This is a genomic window from Klebsiella sp. AqSCr, assembly GCF_008452795.1.
GTDB classification, from domain to species: Bacteria; Pseudomonadota; Gammaproteobacteria; order Enterobacterales; family Enterobacteriaceae; genus Klebsiella; species Klebsiella pneumoniae.
The window spans coordinates 3,016,779-3,033,490 of sequence record NZ_MJDM01000005.1 but is presented as its reverse complement, the minus strand read 5'-3'; the positions used below and the strand labels follow the sequence as shown (position 1 = coordinate 3,033,490).

The 16,712-nt window shown below is 61.7% G+C and carries 14 protein-coding genes; 10 read left to right on the top strand and 4 right to left on the bottom strand.

Features of this window, described 5'->3' with window-relative positions; all coding sequences use genetic code 11:
• Nucleotides 1–149: 149 nt before the first annotated feature.
• Nucleotides 150–1,043, top strand: coding sequence for a LysR substrate-binding domain-containing protein (locus BHE81_RS18880; RefSeq protein ID WP_004142467.1), 894 nt, complete (start codon nt 150–152; stop codon nt 1,041–1,043).
• Here BHE81_RS18880 and BHE81_RS29140 read toward each other — a convergent pair.
• Nucleotides 1,040–2,296, bottom strand: a complete 1,257-nt coding sequence (locus BHE81_RS29140; RefSeq protein WP_002893489.1) for a mechanosensitive ion channel family protein — start codon at nt 2,294–2,296, stop codon at nt 1,040–1,042. The two genes, BHE81_RS18880 and BHE81_RS29140, sit on opposite strands and share 4 nt — an antisense overlap.
• 224 nt (nt 2,297–2,520) lie before the next feature.
• Between BHE81_RS29140 and ivy the strand changes: the two genes are divergently transcribed.
• The gene (ivy, locus tag BHE81_RS18870; protein ID WP_023342938.1) at nt 2,521–2,967 is read left to right on the top strand and encodes an Ivy family C-type lysozyme inhibitor; all 447 of its coding nucleotides are present in this window, start codon (nt 2,521–2,523) and stop codon (nt 2,965–2,967) included.
• A 45-nt stretch (nt 2,968–3,012) separates the two neighbouring features.
• Here ivy and betT read toward each other — a convergent pair whose 3' ends face one another.
• Nucleotides 3,013–5,046 carry a choline BCCT transporter BetT gene (gene betT / locus BHE81_RS18865; protein ID WP_004142478.1) on the bottom strand — a complete coding sequence of 678 codons (2,034 nt, stop codon included), beginning with the start codon at nt 5,044–5,046 and terminating at the stop codon, nt 3,013–3,015.
• A gap of 128 nt (nt 5,047–5,174) precedes the next feature.
• Here betT and betI point away from each other — a divergent pair, with 128 nt between their 5' ends.
• The 3 genes from betI to betA are packed head-to-tail and all read left to right on the top strand — an operon-like array spanning nt 5,175 to nt 8,926.
• The gene (betI, locus tag BHE81_RS18860) at nt 5,175–5,762 is read left to right on the top strand and encodes a transcriptional regulator BetI (protein WP_004151671.1); all 588 of its coding nucleotides are present in this window, start codon (nt 5,175–5,177) and stop codon (nt 5,760–5,762) included.
• A 13-nt stretch (nt 5,763–5,775) separates the two neighbouring features.
• Complete coding sequence (betB, locus tag BHE81_RS18855) at nt 5,776–7,248, top strand: betaine-aldehyde dehydrogenase (RefSeq protein WP_023279733.1); 1,473 nt, start codon at nt 5,776–5,778, stop codon at nt 7,246–7,248.
• Between the two features lie 13 nt (nt 7,249–7,261).
• Nucleotides 7,262–8,926 (top strand): choline dehydrogenase, encoded by a 1,665-nt coding sequence (betA, locus tag BHE81_RS18850; protein ID WP_004142489.1) that lies wholly within the window; start codon nt 7,262–7,264, stop codon nt 8,924–8,926.
• Between the two features lie 120 nt (nt 8,927–9,046).
• Here the strand turns inward: betA and BHE81_RS18845 are convergent, their stop codons facing one another.
• Nucleotides 9,047–9,742 (bottom strand): GNAT family N-acetyltransferase, encoded by a 696-nt coding sequence (locus BHE81_RS18845; RefSeq protein ID WP_002893466.1) that lies wholly within the window; start codon nt 9,740–9,742, stop codon nt 9,047–9,049.
• Nucleotides 9,743–9,947: 205 nt separating this feature from the next.
• Here BHE81_RS18845 and BHE81_RS18840 point away from each other — a divergent pair, with 205 nt between their 5' ends.
• The 5 genes from BHE81_RS18840 (at nt 9,948) to BHE81_RS18820 (ending at nt 15,011) form a co-directional block, all read left to right on the top strand.
• A complete protein-coding gene (locus BHE81_RS18840) occupies nt 9,948–11,516 on the top strand; it encodes an ABC transporter substrate-binding protein (protein ID WP_110246408.1) in 1,569 nt (522 codons plus the stop codon).
• Nucleotides 11,517–11,635: 119 nt separating this feature from the next.
• On the top strand, nt 11,636–12,658 hold the full coding sequence (locus BHE81_RS18835; protein ID WP_004176937.1) for an ABC transporter permease: 1,023 nt from the start codon (nt 11,636–11,638) through the stop codon (nt 12,656–12,658).
• Complete coding sequence (locus tag BHE81_RS18830) at nt 12,658–13,491, top strand: ABC transporter permease (RefSeq protein ID WP_004142505.1); 834 nt, start codon at nt 12,658–12,660, stop codon at nt 13,489–13,491. Before BHE81_RS18835 ends, BHE81_RS18830 begins: the two co-directional genes overlap by 1 nt.
• A complete protein-coding gene (locus tag BHE81_RS18825; protein WP_023302199.1) occupies nt 13,484–14,320 on the top strand; it encodes an ABC transporter ATP-binding protein in 837 nt (278 codons plus the stop codon). The genes BHE81_RS18830 and BHE81_RS18825 overlap by 8 nt, the downstream gene beginning before the upstream one ends.
• Nucleotides 14,307–15,011, top strand: a complete 705-nt coding sequence (locus tag BHE81_RS18820) for an ABC transporter ATP-binding protein (protein ID WP_004178936.1) — start codon at nt 14,307–14,309, stop codon at nt 15,009–15,011. The genes BHE81_RS18825 and BHE81_RS18820 overlap by 14 nt, the downstream gene beginning before the upstream one ends.
• Before the next feature lie 247 nt (nt 15,012–15,258).
• Here the strand turns inward: BHE81_RS18820 and BHE81_RS18815 are convergent, their stop codons facing one another.
• The gene (locus tag BHE81_RS18815) at nt 15,259–16,596 is read right to left on the bottom strand and encodes an aspartate aminotransferase family protein (protein ID WP_004214933.1); all 1,338 of its coding nucleotides are present in this window, start codon (nt 16,594–16,596) and stop codon (nt 15,259–15,261) included.
• Nucleotides 16,597–16,712 lie beyond the last annotated feature (116 nt).

The window sequence follows — 16,712 nt, the reverse complement described above, 5'->3', positions numbered from 1 at the left end:
TTGGCGACTCGCTGTAGCCCTCCAGTCCCCCTTGTGCTATACCGACTGAGGCGGCATTTAGCCCCTTTTTCAGCCTGTTCGCGGCGGCTATAAAACCCGCTAATCCGGTAGTAACGTTAACGTATCGACTCACTGACTGAGAGATCACCATGGCAGATTTTCCCCCTGTCGCCAGCCTGCGCAGCTTTGAGGCGGTGGCGCGCCTCGGCAGCGTAACGCAGGCCGCTCACGAGATGAGCGTGACCCATTCGGCGGTCAGCCAGCACATCAAACAGCTGGAAGCCCTGGTCGGCGTCACGCTCTTTATCCGCCACGGCCGCGGAGTGCGCATCACGGAAGAAGGACGGCTCTATGCCCTGCAAATCCGCGAGGCGTTACAGCACATCGCCGACGCCACGCGCATGGTGCAGATCAAACCCCGCACCCTGGAAGTGACCCTGGCGACGCTCCCCTCCTTTGGCTGTCACTGGCTGCTGCCGCGGCTGGCGCGCTTTCAGGCGCGGCATCCGCAGATCGCGGTGCGCCTGCTGACCAGCCTGGCGGTGGTTAACCTGCAACAGGAGGGTATCGATCTGGCCATTCGCATGGGGCAAGGCGATTGGGAGGGAATGGAAAGCCGGCATCTGTTTGCCGATGAACAGCTGGTGGTCGCCGCCCCCGGCTATCGCGGCGGTAACCTGCCGACCACCCCGCAGGCGATCGCCGCCAGCGATATTATTTTTTCCATGGAGTCCTGGAACGCCTGGTGCAGCCAGGCGGGGCTGGAAAAGCCGATCGTCCCCGCGGGCCTGCGCCTGAACGACTCCAATCTGGTGCTGGAGGCGGTCCGCCTGGGGGCCGGCGTGGCGCTGGAGCGGCGCTCCCTGGTGGCGGGGGCGATAGCCCGCGGCGAGCTGGTGCAGCTCACCGCCGTCACAGTCCCCTACCCCTGGCACTACTGGCTAACCGTCTCCCCGCAGGCGGAGAACCGGCCGGAGGTCGCCCGGTTCATCGCCTGGCTGGAGGAGGAGATCGCCCTCTGGCGCCAGCAGATCAGCGCTTAGCCTTCGGCCGACGGCGGCAGGCCCGTCCGGGCGGCGTGCTCCTGTGAGAGACGCCAGAAATCGTGCCCGGCGGGATACTGATAGAGGCGCAGGGAAAACTGTCCAGCCACCGCGGTAATGTACTCAAATATCGCCGACTGGGTGTTTTCGTAGTCTTTCCACAGCGTTGAGGTGGTGAAGCAGTAAATCTCCAGCGGGATGCCCGACGGCGACGGTTTCAGCGTTCTCGCCACAATGTACATCTCCTTAATAATATCCGGCCGCTCGGCGAGATAGTGCATCAGATAGTGGCGAAACAGGGTCAGGTTGGTCAGCCCGTTATCGATAAACCAGCGGTCGGCCACGCCGCCGGGATCCCGGCCGTCAAGCAGCGTCGCCAGAGGCTCACTCACCCCGCGGATGGTCAGCATCGAGGAGAGCATCTCCTGGTCGAGAAAACGCACCGAGTGCTGATCGATGGCGATACTGCGCATGATCCGCCGCGCCCCGGAGGAGAACATCGCCTGCCAGTTGGTATAGGTCTCGGTGAGGAAATTCTTGGTCGGGATACGGGAGATGGTATTGTCCCAGTTGCGGATGGTAATGGTGTGCAGCGCGATATCCGTCACCTCACCGCTGAGGTTCTTGTCAGGCATTTCAATCCAGTCCCCCAGCTGGAGCACGTCGTTGGACGACAGCTGAACGTTCGCCACCAGCGACAGCAGAGTATGCTGGAACACGATCATCAGTACCGCCGCCACGGCCCCCAGACTGGAGATAATAATGATCGGCGATTTGTTCGACATCACAGCGAGGATCATGATCGCCGCCAGGATGTGGACTAAGATTTTGCCTATCTGGATATAGCCCTTAATGGAATGATTTTTACGTTTGGTCTTTCGCAGATAGGAGCTGTTGACAATATCCAGCATCTCGTTAAAAAACACCGACATAAAAATAAAAAACAAGATCCCGCAGATAGTATTAATCGCCGTCACCAGCGATGCCGGCATCGCCGGCATAAACTGCAGAACGTAATAGACGATAATAACCGGAATGAAATTGGACAGCTTTTCGGCGATGCGTCGATCCTTCTCCAGCGGCACATCCTGTTTGTGGCTACTAAAGAAGACCTTACGCACCACTTTAATCAGCAAGAACTTGCATAAAAGATGGGCAAATATGCCGGAGAGCAGCAGCAGAATAAGATTAAACCCCACCGCCAGCGCCGGATTACTCTCAATAAACGTCAGTAGATGATTCACATACGCCATGCTTTATCGCCTGAATAACTATGCCACTTCGCTAACTGCTTTATCCCAAGGGCATATATTTGGAAAATAAATCAATCCGCATCATGGCATATCGCTTAGCGTAACGTCCATGCGCGCACCGCCTCTAATCATTCACAGAAAATATGTCAGAGTTTGCATTAATCATTCTCTACGCTCACTATAAAGAGGCTTGTTATGAGGACGGAATAAGTCCAGGAGGAAACATGTTTAAAGCTCTTACCGCTATCGTCGCCTTAGCCGCCTCCGCCAGCGTTATGGCGCAAAGCGATGTCACGCTGAACAGTCTGGCTCACGATGCCACCACCCGGGCGTCGTTTAACCAGATGGTCAAAGGCCATCAGCTGCCCGCCTGGGTGACCACCGGCGGCACCGGTTCGCCCGCGCAGACGGTGAAACTGGGTAGCGAATCCTGGCAGGTGTTAAGCGCCTGCAAACCCCACGACTGCGGCCATGAACGTATCGCGGTGATCTGGTCGGAAAAAAGCAAACAGATGTCCGGCGTTTACTCGGTGGTCGATGAAAAAACCGACCAGGAGAAGCTGACCTGGCTTAACGTCAGCGATGCCCTGTCCATCGATGGCAAAACCGTGCTGTTTGCCGCCCTCAGCGGCAGCCTCGACAACCATCCGGACGCCTTTAACTACCAGTAACGACCATCGCCCCCGTCAGCCTTTCCCCGACGGGGGCTTCCCTGATTAGCCATCCGGGAACATCACGCTGTTCCCCGGCGCTTCCCGATGCAGATGGATAAAGTTCAGGTGCCGCTCGTACTGGTCGAGAATATCGGTGATCACCTGCTCTTTGCTGTAGTCCATCAGGTCGTTACCCTGACTGCCCTCCAGCAGGAAGGTCTCCAGCCGGTAATAGGTGGATTTCCCGCTGCGCGCCCGATAGGTAAAGCCCGGCACCGAGTACTGCTGCGGCCAGATCTTGTAGATAAAGTTCTGCTCGTCGCCCATGTGCACCAGCAGATCGAGGTGGCCAAGGTTCTCACCCTCTTCCGGCGGCAGGCTCTTCAGTTCCACCGCCGCGCCGCGCAGCCGCAGCTCCTGGGCCACCTCCTCCATCGCCGGGTAGCACACCGTCTCCATCATCAGTTTGGTATAGCGCGTGCCGGGGTAATTCATCAGCCGCGACAGGCGCTTCTTCCAGCTCAGACGATCCTGGAGGCCCATCGGGCGCGGGGCGGTGTCGCGGCTGGCGCTGACCCGGCGGTAATCTTCCACTTTCAGAGATTTATACAGTCCGGCCATCACGAAGAAAATCACAAAGCTGAACGGCAGCCCCATGATCACCGTGGTGTTCTGCAGCGCCGAGATGCCGTTGGTCATCAGCATCCCGAGGGTCAGCAGACCGATGGCCACCGACCAGAAGATGCGCAGCCAGTTCGGGGCGTCGCTGTTGATGTCCTTCAGCTTCGAGGTGAAGTTCCCCAGCACCAGCGCGCCGGAGTCGGCGGAGGTAACGTAAAACAGCAGACCGGTGATGGTCGCCACCGACGCGCTAAAGGTAAACGCCGGATACTGCGCCAGCAGGCTGTAGAAGCCGCGCTCCGGGTGGGCCATCGCCTCCTGGGCAAAGGCCGCGTCGCCGTGGATGATCTCATACAGCGCGCTGTTGCCGAACACCGACAGCCACAGCAGGGTAAAGGTGAAGGGAATAATCAGGGTGCCCATCACAAACTGGCGGATGGTGCGCCCGCGCGAAATGCGCGCCAGGAACAGGCCCACAAACGGCGACCAGGCCACCCACCACGCCCAGAAAAAGAGCGTCCAGTTGTTCATCCATTCCACCGGCCGGTCGAAGGCGAAGCTGTTCAGCGTCATGCCCATAAAGCGATTGACGTAGTCGCCGACGTTGAGCACTAACGCATTGAGCAGGAAGGAGGTATCGCCCATGAACAGCACGAACAGGATCAGCCCCAGCGCGAGAGCGACGTTCAGTTCGGAGAGCACGCGGATGCCCTTGTCCACCCCGGAGGTGACCGAGATGGTGGCGATGATCACCGACAGCGCAATCAGGGCCGCTTTCGCCGCCAGCGAGTCCGGAATATCGAACAGCACGCTCAGACCGTAGTTGAGCTGCACGACGCCGATACCGAGGGTGGTGGCGATGCCGAAGATGGTGCCGATCACCGCCGCAATATCGACGCTGTGGCCGATGGGCCCATTGATCCGTTTGCCAAAAATCGGGTACAGCGCCGAGCGGATGGTGAGCGGCAAATTATAACGATAGCTAAAGTATCCCAGCGCCATGCCCATCAGGGCATACATTGACCAACCGGTTAAGCCATAGTGAAACAGGGTCCAGACCATCGCCTGGCGCGCCGCCTCGATGGTCTGCCCCGCCCCTTCCGGCGGCTGCATATATTGCGTCACCGGCTCGGCGACTGAGAAGAACATCAGGTCGATGCCGATGCCGGCGGCGAACAGCATCGCCGCCCAGCTCAGCAGGCTGAACTCGGGCTTTGACTGCTCCGGCCCGAGCTTCACCGAGCCGAAGCGCGAGCAGGCAATGCAGACGACGAAGACGATATACAGCGTCGCCGCCAGCAGATAGTACCAGCCGAAGGTTTTCGACACCCAGTCCAGGGTGCGCCCAATCCACTCGGCAGAAAAATCGCGAAAAAAGATCGTCATCAGGGAAAACAACAAAATCAGTCCGGCCGAGGTATAAAAAACCACCGGATTGATTTTGTCCTTTTCTCTGCTTTGCGAAAGATCTGTCATCCAGTATCCCCACTGTTTTTGTAACTATTAAAATCCAAATCCGCAACAATTAAGACACATTTTATATTGAACGTCCAATCAAAAACCGCTTTAATAGTTAACCAACGCTGATGAATGGAGTGGCAAAAATGCCCAAACTGGGGATGCAGCCGATCCGGCGCAGGCAGCTGATCGACGCCACGCTGGACGCAATAAATGAAGTCGGAATGCACGACGCGACCATCGCGCAAATTGCCCGGCGGGCGGGCGTATCGACGGGGATCATCAGTCACTATTTCAAAGACAAAAATGGTCTGCTGGAGGCGACCATGCGCGACATCACCAGCCAGCTGCGCGACGCGGTGCTCAACCGTCTGCACGCTCTGCCGGACGGCAGCGCCAGCCAGCGTCTGCAGGCGATTGTCGGCGGCAACTTTGATGAGACGCAGATCAGCAGCGCGGCGATGAAGGCCTGGCTGGCCTTTTGGGCCAGCAGCATGCACCAGCCGATGCTTTATCGGTTACAGCAGGTCAGCAGCCGTCGCCTGCTGTCGAACCTGGTGTACGAATTCCGCCGCGAGCTGCCGCGCGAGCAGGCGCAGGAGGCCGGCTACGGGCTGGCGGCGCTGATAGACGGCCTGTGGCTGCGGGCGGCGCTCAGCGGCAAACCGCTGGATAAAACGCTGGCGCAGTCGCTGACCAGCCACTTTATTCGTCAGCATTTACCGAACCCATAACCGAGGAGGCGTTATGTCCCGAATGGCAGAACAGCAGCTTTATATTAATGGTGGTTATACATCGGCCACCAGCGGTCGCACCTTCGAGACCATCAACCCTGCCACTGGCGAGGTGCTGGCGACCGTTCAGGCTGCCGGACGCGAGGATGTCGACCGCGCCGTCGAGAGCGCGCAGCGTGGGCAAAAAATCTGGGCGGCGATGACCGCCATGGAACGCTCGCGTATCCTGCGTCGCGCCGTCGACCTTCTGCGCCAGCGCAACGACGAGCTGGCGCGACTGGAGACGCTGGATACCGGGAAACCTCTCAGCGAAACCGCCGCCGTCGATATCGTCACCGGCGCCGACGTGCTGGAGTATTACGCTGGCTTGATCCCGGCGCTGGAAGGCAGCCAGATCCCGCTGCGCGACAGTTCCTTCGTCTACACCCGTCGCGAACCGCTGGGGGTGGTAGCCGGGATCGGCGCGTGGAACTACCCGATCCAGATCGCCCTGTGGAAATCGGCGCCAGCGCTGGCCGCTGGCAATGCGATGATTTTCAAACCGAGCGAAGTCACCCCGCTGACCTCCCTCAAGCTGGCGGAAATTTACAGCGAAGCGGGCCTGCCGGACGGGGTGTTTAACGTCCTGCCAGGGATCGGCGCGGAAACCGGCCAGTATCTGACCGAGCATCCGGACATCGCCAAAATCTCCTTCACCGGCGGCGTCGCCAGCGGCAAAAAAGTGATGGCCAACTCGGCCGCTTCATCACTGAAAGAGGTCACCATGGAGCTGGGCGGCAAATCGCCGCTGATTATCGCCGATGATGCCGACCTCGACCTCGCCGCCGATATTGCCATGATGGCCAACTTCTACAGCTCCGGTCAGGTCTGCACCAACGGCACCCGGGTGTTTGTCCCGGCGAAACAGAAGGCGGAATTCGAGCACAAGATCCTCGAGCGGGTGGCCCGCATCCGCGCCGGCGATCTGTTTGCCGACGACACCAACTTCGGCCCGCTGGTCAGCTTCCCCCATCGCGACAACGTTCTGCGCTATATCGAGAGCGGCAAACGCGAAGGCGCGCGCCTGCTGTGCGGCGGCGAGGCGCTGAAAGGCGACGGTTTCGATAACGGCGCGTGGGTCGCCCCGACGGTGTTTACCGATTGCAGCGACGAGATGACCATCGTGCGCGAAGAGATCTTCGGCCCGGTGATGTCGATCCTCAGCTATGCCGACGAAGCGGAGGTCATTCGCCGCGCCAACGCCACCGAATACGGCCTCGCCGCCGGCGTGGTGACGCCCAACCTCAACCGCGCTCACCGAATTATCCACCAGCTGGAAGCCGGCATCTGCTGGATCAACAGCTGGGGGGAATCCCCGGCGGAAATGCCGGTTGGCGGCTACAAACACTCCGGCATTGGCCGCGAGAACGGCGTGATGACGCTGCAGAGTTACACCCAGGTGAAGTCCATCCAGGTTGAGATGGGTAAATTCCAGTCCATATTTTAACCGGGAGGTTTTTTTGCAATTTGACTACATCATTATTGGTGCCGGCTCCGCCGGCAACGTTCTGGCAACACGACTGACTGAAGATCCAAACACCACCGTCCTGCTGCTGGAAGCCGGCGGCCCTGACTACCGGTTCGATTTCCGCACCCAGATGCCCGCCGCGCTGGCTTATCCGCTGCAGGGCAAGCGCTACAACTGGGCCTACGAGACCGAACCTGAGCCGTACATGAACAATCGCCGCATGGAGTGCGGACGCGGCAAAGGGCTCGGCGGATCCTCGCTGATCAACGGCATGTGCTACATTCGCGGTAACGCGATGGATCTGGATAACTGGGCCAAAGAGCCGGGTCTGGAACACTGGAGCTATCTCGACTGCCTGCCCTACTACCGGAAAGCGGAAACCCGCGATATCGGGCCTAACGACTACCACGGCGGCGATGGCCCGGTGAGCGTGACGACGCCGAAGCCGGGCAATAATCCGCTCTTCGAGGCGATGGTTGAAGCCGGGGTGCAGGCGGGCTATCCGCGTACCGACGATCTCAACGGCTACCAGCAGGAAGGCTTTGGCCCGATGGACCGCACCGTGACGCCGCAGGGCCGTCGCGCCAGCACCGCCCGCGGCTATCTCGACCAGGCGCGCGGTCGCCCGAACCTGACCATCCGCACCCATGCGCTGACCGATCACATTATTTTTGCCGGCAAGCGCGCGGTGGGCGTCGAGTGGCTGGAGGGAGAGAGCACGATCCCGTCAAAAGCGACGGCCAACAAAGAGGTGCTGCTGTGCGCCGGGGCGATTGCCTCGCCGCAGATCCTGCAGCGCTCCGGCGTGGGTAACCCGGAGCTGCTCAGGCAGTTCGATATCCCGGTGGTGCACGATCTCCCCGGCGTGGGTGAGAACCTGCAGGACCATCTGGAGATGTATCTGCAGTACGAGTGCAAAGAGCCGGTATCGCTCTACCCGGCGCTACAGTGGTGGAACCAGCCTAAGATCGGCGCCGAGTGGCTGTTCGGCGGCACCGGCATCGGCGCCAGCAACCAGTTCGAAGCGGGCGGTTTTATCCGCAGCCGCGCAGAGTTCGCCTGGCCGAACATTCAGTACCACTTCCTGCCGGTGGCGATTAACTACAATGGCTCCAACGCGGTGAAAGAGCACGGCTTCCAGTGCCACGTCGGCTCGATGCGTTCGCCCAGCCGCGGCCACGTGCGCCTGAAGTCGCGCGACCCGCACGCCCATCCGGCGATCCTGTTTAACTATATGTCCCATGAGCAGGACTGGCAGGAGTTCCGCGACGCCATCCGCATTACCCGGGAGATCATGAACCAGCCGGCGCTGGATAAGTATCGCGGCCGCGAAATCAGTCCGGGAATAGAATGCCAGAGCGATGCCGAACTGGATGAGTTTGTGCGCAACCACGCCGAGACCGCGTTCCACCCGTGCGGGACCTGTAAGATGGGTTACGACGAGATGGCGGTGGTCGATGGCGAGGGCCGCGTCCACGGTCTGGAAGGATTGCGGGTGGTCGACGCCTCGATCATGCCGCAGATCATCACCGGCAATCTCAACGCCACCACCATTATGATCGGCGAGAAGATGGCCGACGCCATTCGCGGCCGCCAGCCGCTGCCGCGCAGCACCGCGACGTATTATGTCGCTGGCGACGCGCCGGTTCGCCGCTAACAGGTCAATGCCGGGCGGCGACTACGCCTTGCCCGGCCTACCCTGAGGCGATGTAACGTAGCCCCGGTAAGCGCAGCGCGACCGGGGTGCCGTTCCGGGTTTTGACCCCATAGGTTGATGTTAGCGAAACGCCTCCAGGCGCTTAATCTGCTGACCGTCGGCAGTAAAGTTCTCCGCCGCCAGCCACGCCCGCAGCGCCGCATCGCGCGCAGGCCACTCGCCGTCGATGATGGACAGCATATCGCTGTCGCGCGTCCGCCCTTTACGCACCAGCCTCTGCCGCAGACGTCCTTCCCAGCTAAAGCCCAGCCGCTCGGCGGCGCGGCGCGAGGCGACATTCATCGAATCGCATTTCCACTCCAGCCGACGATAGCCATGGTCAAAGCCGTTTTTGAGCAGCAGCCAGACCGCTTCGGTACCCAGCGGGGTGTTTTTCATCCGTCGCGACCAGGTGACATGGCCGATCTCAACCGTGCCCATTTCCCGCTCGATCGCCATATAGCTGACGATGCCCACCGCCTGCTCGCTACGCAGGTCAACCACCGCATACGGCACCAGAGCATCATCATTCACCTTGCCCGCGATCCAGTGGGCGGTCGCCGCCACGCTCTCCGGCCGCGTAGACGCCAGCCACGTCCAGTCGCTGTTGTCGCCGAGCGCATAGGCGGCAAACAGATCCGCCGCATGACGGTCAACGTCCAGCGGCTCCAGGCGGCAAAAACGGCCATTTAACGCCGTCCGCCGCAGGACTTGCGCCCCCTGCCAGCCAGGGACCAGGTCGTTCACCTGCTGGCCATACTCATTGATTTCCGGCACACCCACCTCCTCGCAATAGACAATGCGTTATAGCAAGAACCCCGCAGCGGAGAAAGGCGCTTCTGCGCGACCGGCAATAACCTGTCGTTCTTGAATATGCATTTTTAGCATAAGGATATCCTTATTTTGACTTTACGCCTTATGGCAAGCGGCCTAACGTAGCGAGGCATAAAACAATAAAATAACCATTCTTCAGGGATTGCACATGACCAAAAAACTGTTGCCTTTACTGCTACTGTCGGCGCTCTCCGCCGCCGCGCATGCCGCCACGCCGCCCAACACGCTGGTGGTCGCCCAGGGTCTCGACGATATCGTCAGCCTCGACCCGGCGGAAGCTAACGAACTCTCCAGCATTCAGACGGTCCCCAGCCTCTATCAGCGTCTGGTGCAGCCGGACCGCAACAACCCTGAAAAAATCGTACCGATCCTCGCCGAAAACTGGCAGGCGGATCCGGCGGCGAAAACCCTGACCATTAAACTGAAGCCGGATGCCAAATTCGCCTCCGGTAATCCGCTGCGCCCGGAAGATGTGATTTTCTCTTACACCCGCGCGGTGACGCTGAATAAATCGCCAGCGTTTATTCTCAACGTGCTCGGCTGGCAGCCGGACAACATCGCCAGCCAGCTGAAAAAGGTTGATGACCATACCCTGACGCTGCACTGGACCGCCGACGTCAGCCCGGCGGTGGCGCTGAATATTCTCTCCACCCCCATCGCCTCTATCGTTGATGAAAAACAGGTGGCGCCGAACGCGAAAAATAACGACTTCGGCAACGACTGGCTGAAGATGCACTCGGCGGGCAGCGGGGCCTATAAAATGCGCGTCTACCAGCCGCATCAGGCCATCGTGCTGGAAGCCAACGCCAGCTCCCCCACCGGCGCGCCGAAGATCAAGAGCATCATTGTTAAAAATGTCCCTGATCCGGCTTCCCGCCGCCTGCTGATCCAGCAGGGGGATGCCGACGTGGCGCGCGATCTCGGCGCTGACCAGATTGCCGCCCTGCAGGATAAACCCGGCGTGAAGGTGCTGAGCATCCCGTCCGCCGAGCAGAACTACCTGGTGTTTAATACCGCCAACAGCGCCAACCCGCTGCTCAATAATCCGGCCTTCTGGGAGGCGGCGCGCTGGCTGGTCGATTATGAGGGCATCACCAAAAATCTGCTGAAAGGCCAGTACTTTATTCACCAAAGCTTCCTGCCGGCCGGCCTGCCGGGGGCGCTGGAGACTAATCCGTTCACCTTTGATCCGCAAAAAGCTAAGGCTATCCTCGATAAAGCGGGCATTAAGGATGCCCACTTCACCCTCGATGTGGAGAACAAACCGCCGTTTATCACCATCGCCCAATCGCTGCAGGCCAGCTTTGCCCAGGGCGGGGTGAAGGTGGATCTGCTACCCGCCGCCGGCAGCCAGGTCTATGCCCGGGTGCGCGCGAAGCAGCATCAGGCGGCGATCCGCCTGTGGATCCCGGACTACTTTGATGCCCACTCCAATGCCAGCGCCTTTGCCTGGAACGATGGTAAATCCAGCACCGTGGCCGGGCTCAACGGTTGGCAGATCCCTGAGCTGAATAAAGCCACCCTCGCCGCGGTGGCGGAGCCGGACCCGGCGAAACGCCTCGGCCTGTACAAAACGATGCAGGAAACCCTGCTCCAGCATTCGCCGTACGTCTTTATTGACCAGGGAAAAACCCAGATCGTGGTGCGTGACAACGTGAAGGGCTATCAGCAGGGACTGAACGCCGACATGGTCTGGTACGATAACGTGACCAAGTAAGCGGGTTTTGTCACCGGGTACGGCGGCCTTGTCTGCCCGGATGACCGACTCCTCACCCGGGCCCGGTCGGCATCGCGCCGCCGGGTACAATGCTGATATACCAGGAATTTCCATTTTCCATGCCATCGTTTTCCACTCACCTTACCCGCCTGCTGCAGGGGCTGTTTACGCTGCTGCTCACGCTGTTCGGGCTGTTGCTGGTCACCTTCTCGCTCTCCGCGCTGTCGCCCGTCGACCGCGTACTACAGATCGTCGGCGACCATGCCAGCCAGTCGACCTATGACCAGGTTCGCCATCAGCTGGGTCTCGACCAGCCGCTGCCGGTGCAGTTCTGGCACTACCTGGTCAACCTGGCCCATGGCGATCTTGGCATCGCCAGCGCTACCGGCCAGCCGGTGCTCCACGATCTGCTGGCGGTCTTCCCGGCGACCCTTGAGCTGGCGACCCTGGCGCTGATCGTCGGCGCGGTACTGGGCATCGTCGCCGGGGTGCTGTGCGCTCGTTACGCCGGTTCGCCGTGGGATCTGGCGGTTCGCACCTTTACCCTGTTGGGCAACTCGGTGCCCATTTTCTGGCTCGGCCTGCTGATGCTGGCCCTGTTCTACGCCCGGCTGCAGTGGGCGCCAGGCCCGGGTCGCCTCGACGATATTTATCAGTACACCGTCGAGCCACGCAGCGGTTTTGCGCTGATCGACACCTGGCTCTCCGGCGATACCGCGGCGTTTAAAAATGCGATCGGCCATCTGGCGCTGCCGGTGCTGGTGCTGGCCTATTACTCGCTGGCGAGCATCACCCGCCTGACCCGCTCCGCCTGTCTGAGCGAGATGAACAAAGAGTACATTCTGCTGGCGCGGGCCAAAGGGGCCGGAGAGATGACGATTCTGCTGCGCCACGTCCTGCCCAATATCCGCGGCACTCTGCTGACGGTGACCGCTCTCGCCTGGACCTCCATGCTCGAAGGGGCGGTGCTCACCGAAACCGTCTTCTCGTGGCCGGGGATCGGCCGCTACCTCACCACGGCGCTGTTCGCTGGGGATACCACGGCGATCATGGGCGGCACGCTGCTGATCGGCGTGAGTTTTGTGCTGATCAATAACCTGACCGACCTGCTGGTACGGTTAACCGATCCGAGGGTGCGCTGATGCCGACTTATCTGTTTTTACGCCGTCTGCGCCGCTCACCCGCCGCCTTCAGCGGCCTGACCCTGGTGATCCTGCTGGTGCTGACCGCGCTGTTCGCCCCGTGGCTGGCGCCGCACGATCCCAACTGGCAGGATGCCGCCGCTCGTCTGCAGGGGCCCGGGGCGGGACACTGGCTCGGCACCGACAGCTACGGCCGCGACCTGCTGTCGCGCTTGCTCTACGGCGCCCGCCCGGCGCTGGGTCTGGTGGCGCTGGTGACCGCCATTACCCTGCCCGTCGGGCTGCTGGTAGGTATCCTCTCCGGTTACTATGGCGGGTGGCTGGAGCGGATACTGATGCGCTTTACCGACGTGGTGATGTCGATGCCGCGCCTGATCCTCGCCTTCGCGTTCGTGGCGATGCTTGGCCCGGGGCTGGTCAACGGCGCGCTGGCGTTAGCCCTGACCACCTGGCCGGCCTACGCCCGTCAGGCGCGCAGCGAAATTCAGCGCCTGCGCCATAGCGACTACCTCGCCGCGGCGGAGATGCTGGGCATTCGCGGCGGGCGGCTGCTGGTCGGCCATATTCTGCCGCTGTGTCTGCCGTCGGCGATTGTCCGGCTGGCGCTCGATCTGGCGGGCATTATCCTCGCCGCCGCCGGGCTCGGCTTTCTCGGCCTGGGCGCCCGCCCGCCGATGGCGGAGTGGGGAGCGATGATTGCCGACGGGATGCAGGTGATTTTCGACCAGTGGTGGATCGCCGCCATCCCCGGCGCGGCGATCCTGCTCGCCAGCCTGGCGTTTAACCTGCTGGGCGATGGCCTGCGCGATATTCTGGAGCCGCAACATGACTGACATCCGACTGACCGTCCAGGGACTCGCCGTCGACTATCCCACCGCCCGGGTGGTGGACAACGTCAGCTTCACCCTCGGCAACGAGCGGCTGGCGCTGGTGGGCGAATCCGGCTCCGGCAAATCGATGACCGCCCGGGCGCTGATGGGCCTGGTGCGCAAGCCCGGGGTGGTGAGCGCTGAACGGCTGGAGGTGCTGGGGCGCGATGTGCTGACCCTCAGCGCCCGCGGCTGGCGCGCGCTGCGCGGCAACGATATCGCCATGGTGCTGCAGGACCCGCGCTATGCGCTGAATCCGGTGCAGTCCATTCAGACGCAGCTGGAGGAGGCGTTAACCCTGCATCAGCGTCTGAGCCGCCGCGCGCGCGCTGAGGCGGTCAAAGACGCCATCGCCGCCGTCGGTCTGGATCTGCCGGTCCTCAGCCGCTATCCCGGCGAACTCTCCGGCGGGATGGGACAGCGGGTGATGATCGCCCTCGCGCTGCTCAATAACCCGAAGGTGCTGATAGCCGACGAGCCGACCTCGGCCCTCGACGCCCGCCTGCGCAACCAGATCCTCGAGCTGCTGGTGGAGCAGAGCGCGCAGCGGCAGATGGCCATGTTACTGATCAGCCACGATCTACTGCTGGTAGCCGCGCATTGCGATCGCGTGCTGGTGATGTACCAGGGGAGACAGGTCGACGAGATGCCGGCGCGGGCGCTGCCGAGCGCGACGCACTCTTACACCCACACCCTGTGGACCTGCCGGCCAAATGCCCACACCTACGGCCAGATGCTGCCGACCCTCGACAGAACCCAGGACTTTACGGAGACAACCCATGGCGATCGTTAATCTTCAGGATTTACAGGTTACATTCGGCGCGAAGACGGCGGTCTCCGCCGCCAGTTTCCGTGTCGACGCCGGGGAAACCTTCAGCCTGATCGGCGCCTCGGGCTGCGGCAAATCGACGATTTTGCGCGTGCTGGCCGGATTGCAGCGTGAATGGCGCGGCAGCGTGGATCTGCTCGGCCAGGCCATTATGCCGGGCGCCCGCTTTCAGGGCGATCTGCGGCGCAACGTGCAGATGGTGTTTCAGGATCCGTACGCCTCGCTGCATCCCAACCATACCCTGTGGCGCACCCTGGCGGAGCCGCTGCAGATCCACGGCATCCGCGACGTTGCCCCGCGAGTGACCACCGCCCTTGAGCAGGTGGGGCTGGCCGCCGACGCCGTCCGCCGCTATCCACACCAGCTCTCCGGCGGGCAACGGCAGCGCGTGGCCATTGCCCGCGCCCTGCTGCTGCGCCCGCAGATCCTGCTGCTGGATGAGCCGACCTCGGCGCTGGATATGTCGGTGCAGGCGGAAATTCTCAATTTGCTTAATCGCCTGAAACAGGAGCACGGCATGACCTATCTGCTGGTCAGCCATGATGCCGACGTCATCGCCCATATGTCCGATCGGGCGGCGTTTATGGCGGAGGGCGTGATCCAGCGCTTTTTCGATCGCGAAGCGTTGGTCAATGGAGAGCACCGGATGAGGTGAGGCCAGCGTATGCGCGGTTGTTTTGTCGGGTGGCGCTTCGCTTACCCGACCTACAGGATCCACTCACAGGCTCACACCCCGTAGGCCCGTGCAAGCGCAGCGCCGCCGGGCAAGATATCAGGCACGGTATCCTTGATTTCGCCGGGTGGCGGCTGCGCCTTACCCGGCCTACAGGATCCATTCACAGGCTCACACCCCGTAGGCCCGTGCAAGCGCGCCGCCGGGCAACAGTATCCGGCCCCCTCCCCTACTTCGCCAGACTGGCAAAGCGAGCAAAGACCGCATCAAAAATCGCCAGCCCCTGCGCCACCTGCTCAGCAGTAATGGTGCACGGCGGCACCACGTGAATGCGGTTCTCCACCACAAAGGCCAGCAGCCCGGCTTCGGTCAGGGCCCCTTTGATCGCGGCCATGTCGGCGGCGGTCAGCGGCGTTTTTTGTTCACGGCTGCTCACCAGCTCCAGCGCCTGGAACAGGCCGCGACCGCGCACCTCGCCGATAATGGCGTGCTTCTCCGCCAGCGCCTCGAGACCGGGGCGCAGCACCTCGTTGCCGATAGAGGCCGCGTTCTCAACCACCTTCTCCTCTTTCATCGCGTCGATGGTGGCGACAATCGCCGCCATCGCCAGCGGATGGCCGGAGTAGGTCAGCCCCCCGGCAAAGAAGTGGTCGTCAAAGTAGCGGGCAATCGGCTCGCTAATCAGCACCCCGCCCGCCGGCACGTAGCCGGCGTTAACCCCCTTGGCAAAGGTCACCAGATCCGGCACCACGCCATCCTGCTCGAACGCGAACCAGCTGCCGGTGCGGCCAAAGCCGGCCATCACCTCATCGAGGATCAGCACGATGCCAAACTCGTCGGCCAGGGCGCGCACGCCCTGCATATAGCCTGCCGGCGGCACGAGGATCCCGGCGGTGCCGGGGATGGACTCCAGCAGGATCGCCGCGATGGCCGTCGGCCCCTCGCATTCAATGATCCGCCGCAGATGCGCCAGCGCGCGCTGGCACTCCTCTTCCTCAGTCGCGGCGTTGAACTCGCTGCGGTAAAGGTAGGGGTTGAAGAAGTGAACGTGGCCACGGGAGAACTCATTCGGCACCCGGCGCCAGTCGCCGGTAGCGGCGATCGCGCTGCCGGTGTTGCCATGATAGGAACGATAGGCCGACAGCACCTTGTCGCGCCCGGTATAGAGCCGCGCCATGCGAATCGCGTTCTCATTGGCATCCGCCCCGGCGTTAGTGAAGAACACCTTACTGAAGCCCGCCGGCGCCAGGTCGACGATGCGCTTCGCCGCTTCGCCGCGGGCAAGGTTGGCGGTGGCGGGCGCGATGGTGACCAGGGTCTCCAGCTGCGACTTCATGGCCGCCAATACCCGGGGGTGCTGATAGCCAATGTTGACGTTCACCAGCTGGCTGCTGAAATCGAGCCAGGTGTTCCCCTCATAATCCCATAGCTCGCAGCCTTGCGCCCCGGCGATGACCAGCGGGTTGAGATTGCCCTGCATCGACCATGAATGAAACACATAGGCGCGATCTAATTGCCGAACTTCGTCATTGCTTACCGCGACCTCGTTGTGAATTGCCAGCTTCATACCCTGCCCTCTCTCATGTCGTAGTGGTTGGCTTCATCATTGGCCTTGGCCGCGCAAATCGGATAGAGCCAGTGCGCGCATAACGATGTGACACGGTGTCACATCCCCGCCCGTCG

What these genes read in the sequence shown, in the direction of transcription:
- BHE81_RS29140 (WP_002893489.1), bottom strand. Translation starts at nt 2,296, where the DNA reads ATGGCGTATGTGAATCATCTACTGACGTTTATTGAGAGTAATCCGGCG.
- BHE81_RS18880 (WP_004142467.1), top strand. Translation starts at nt 150, where the DNA reads ATGGCAGATTTTCCCCCTGTCGCCAGCCTGCGCAGCTTTGAGGCGGTG.
- betI (WP_004151671.1), top strand. Translation starts at nt 5,175, where the DNA reads ATGCCCAAACTGGGGATGCAGCCGATCCGGCGCAGGCAGCTGATCGAC.
- BHE81_RS18835 (WP_004176937.1), top strand. Translation starts at nt 11,636, where the DNA reads ATGCCATCGTTTTCCACTCACCTTACCCGCCTGCTGCAGGGGCTGTTT.
- ivy (WP_023342938.1), top strand. Translation starts at nt 2,521, where the DNA reads ATGTTTAAAGCTCTTACCGCTATCGTCGCCTTAGCCGCCTCCGCCAGC.
- BHE81_RS18840 (WP_110246408.1), top strand. Translation starts at nt 9,948, where the DNA reads ATGACCAAAAAACTGTTGCCTTTACTGCTACTGTCGGCGCTCTCCGCC.
- BHE81_RS18820 (WP_004178936.1), top strand. Translation starts at nt 14,307, where the DNA reads ATGGCGATCGTTAATCTTCAGGATTTACAGGTTACATTCGGCGCGAAG.
- BHE81_RS18830 (WP_004142505.1), top strand. Translation starts at nt 12,658, where the DNA reads ATGCCGACTTATCTGTTTTTACGCCGTCTGCGCCGCTCACCCGCCGCC.
- BHE81_RS18815 (WP_004214933.1), bottom strand. Translation starts at nt 16,596, where the DNA reads ATGAAGCTGGCAATTCACAACGAGGTCGCGGTAAGCAATGACGAAGTT.
- betB (WP_023279733.1), top strand. Translation starts at nt 5,776, where the DNA reads ATGTCCCGAATGGCAGAACAGCAGCTTTATATTAATGGTGGTTATACA.
- BHE81_RS18825 (WP_023302199.1), top strand. Translation starts at nt 13,484, where the DNA reads ATGACTGACATCCGACTGACCGTCCAGGGACTCGCCGTCGACTATCCC.
- betT (WP_004142478.1), bottom strand. Translation starts at nt 5,046, where the DNA reads ATGACAGATCTTTCGCAAAGCAGAGAAAAGGACAAAATCAATCCGGTG.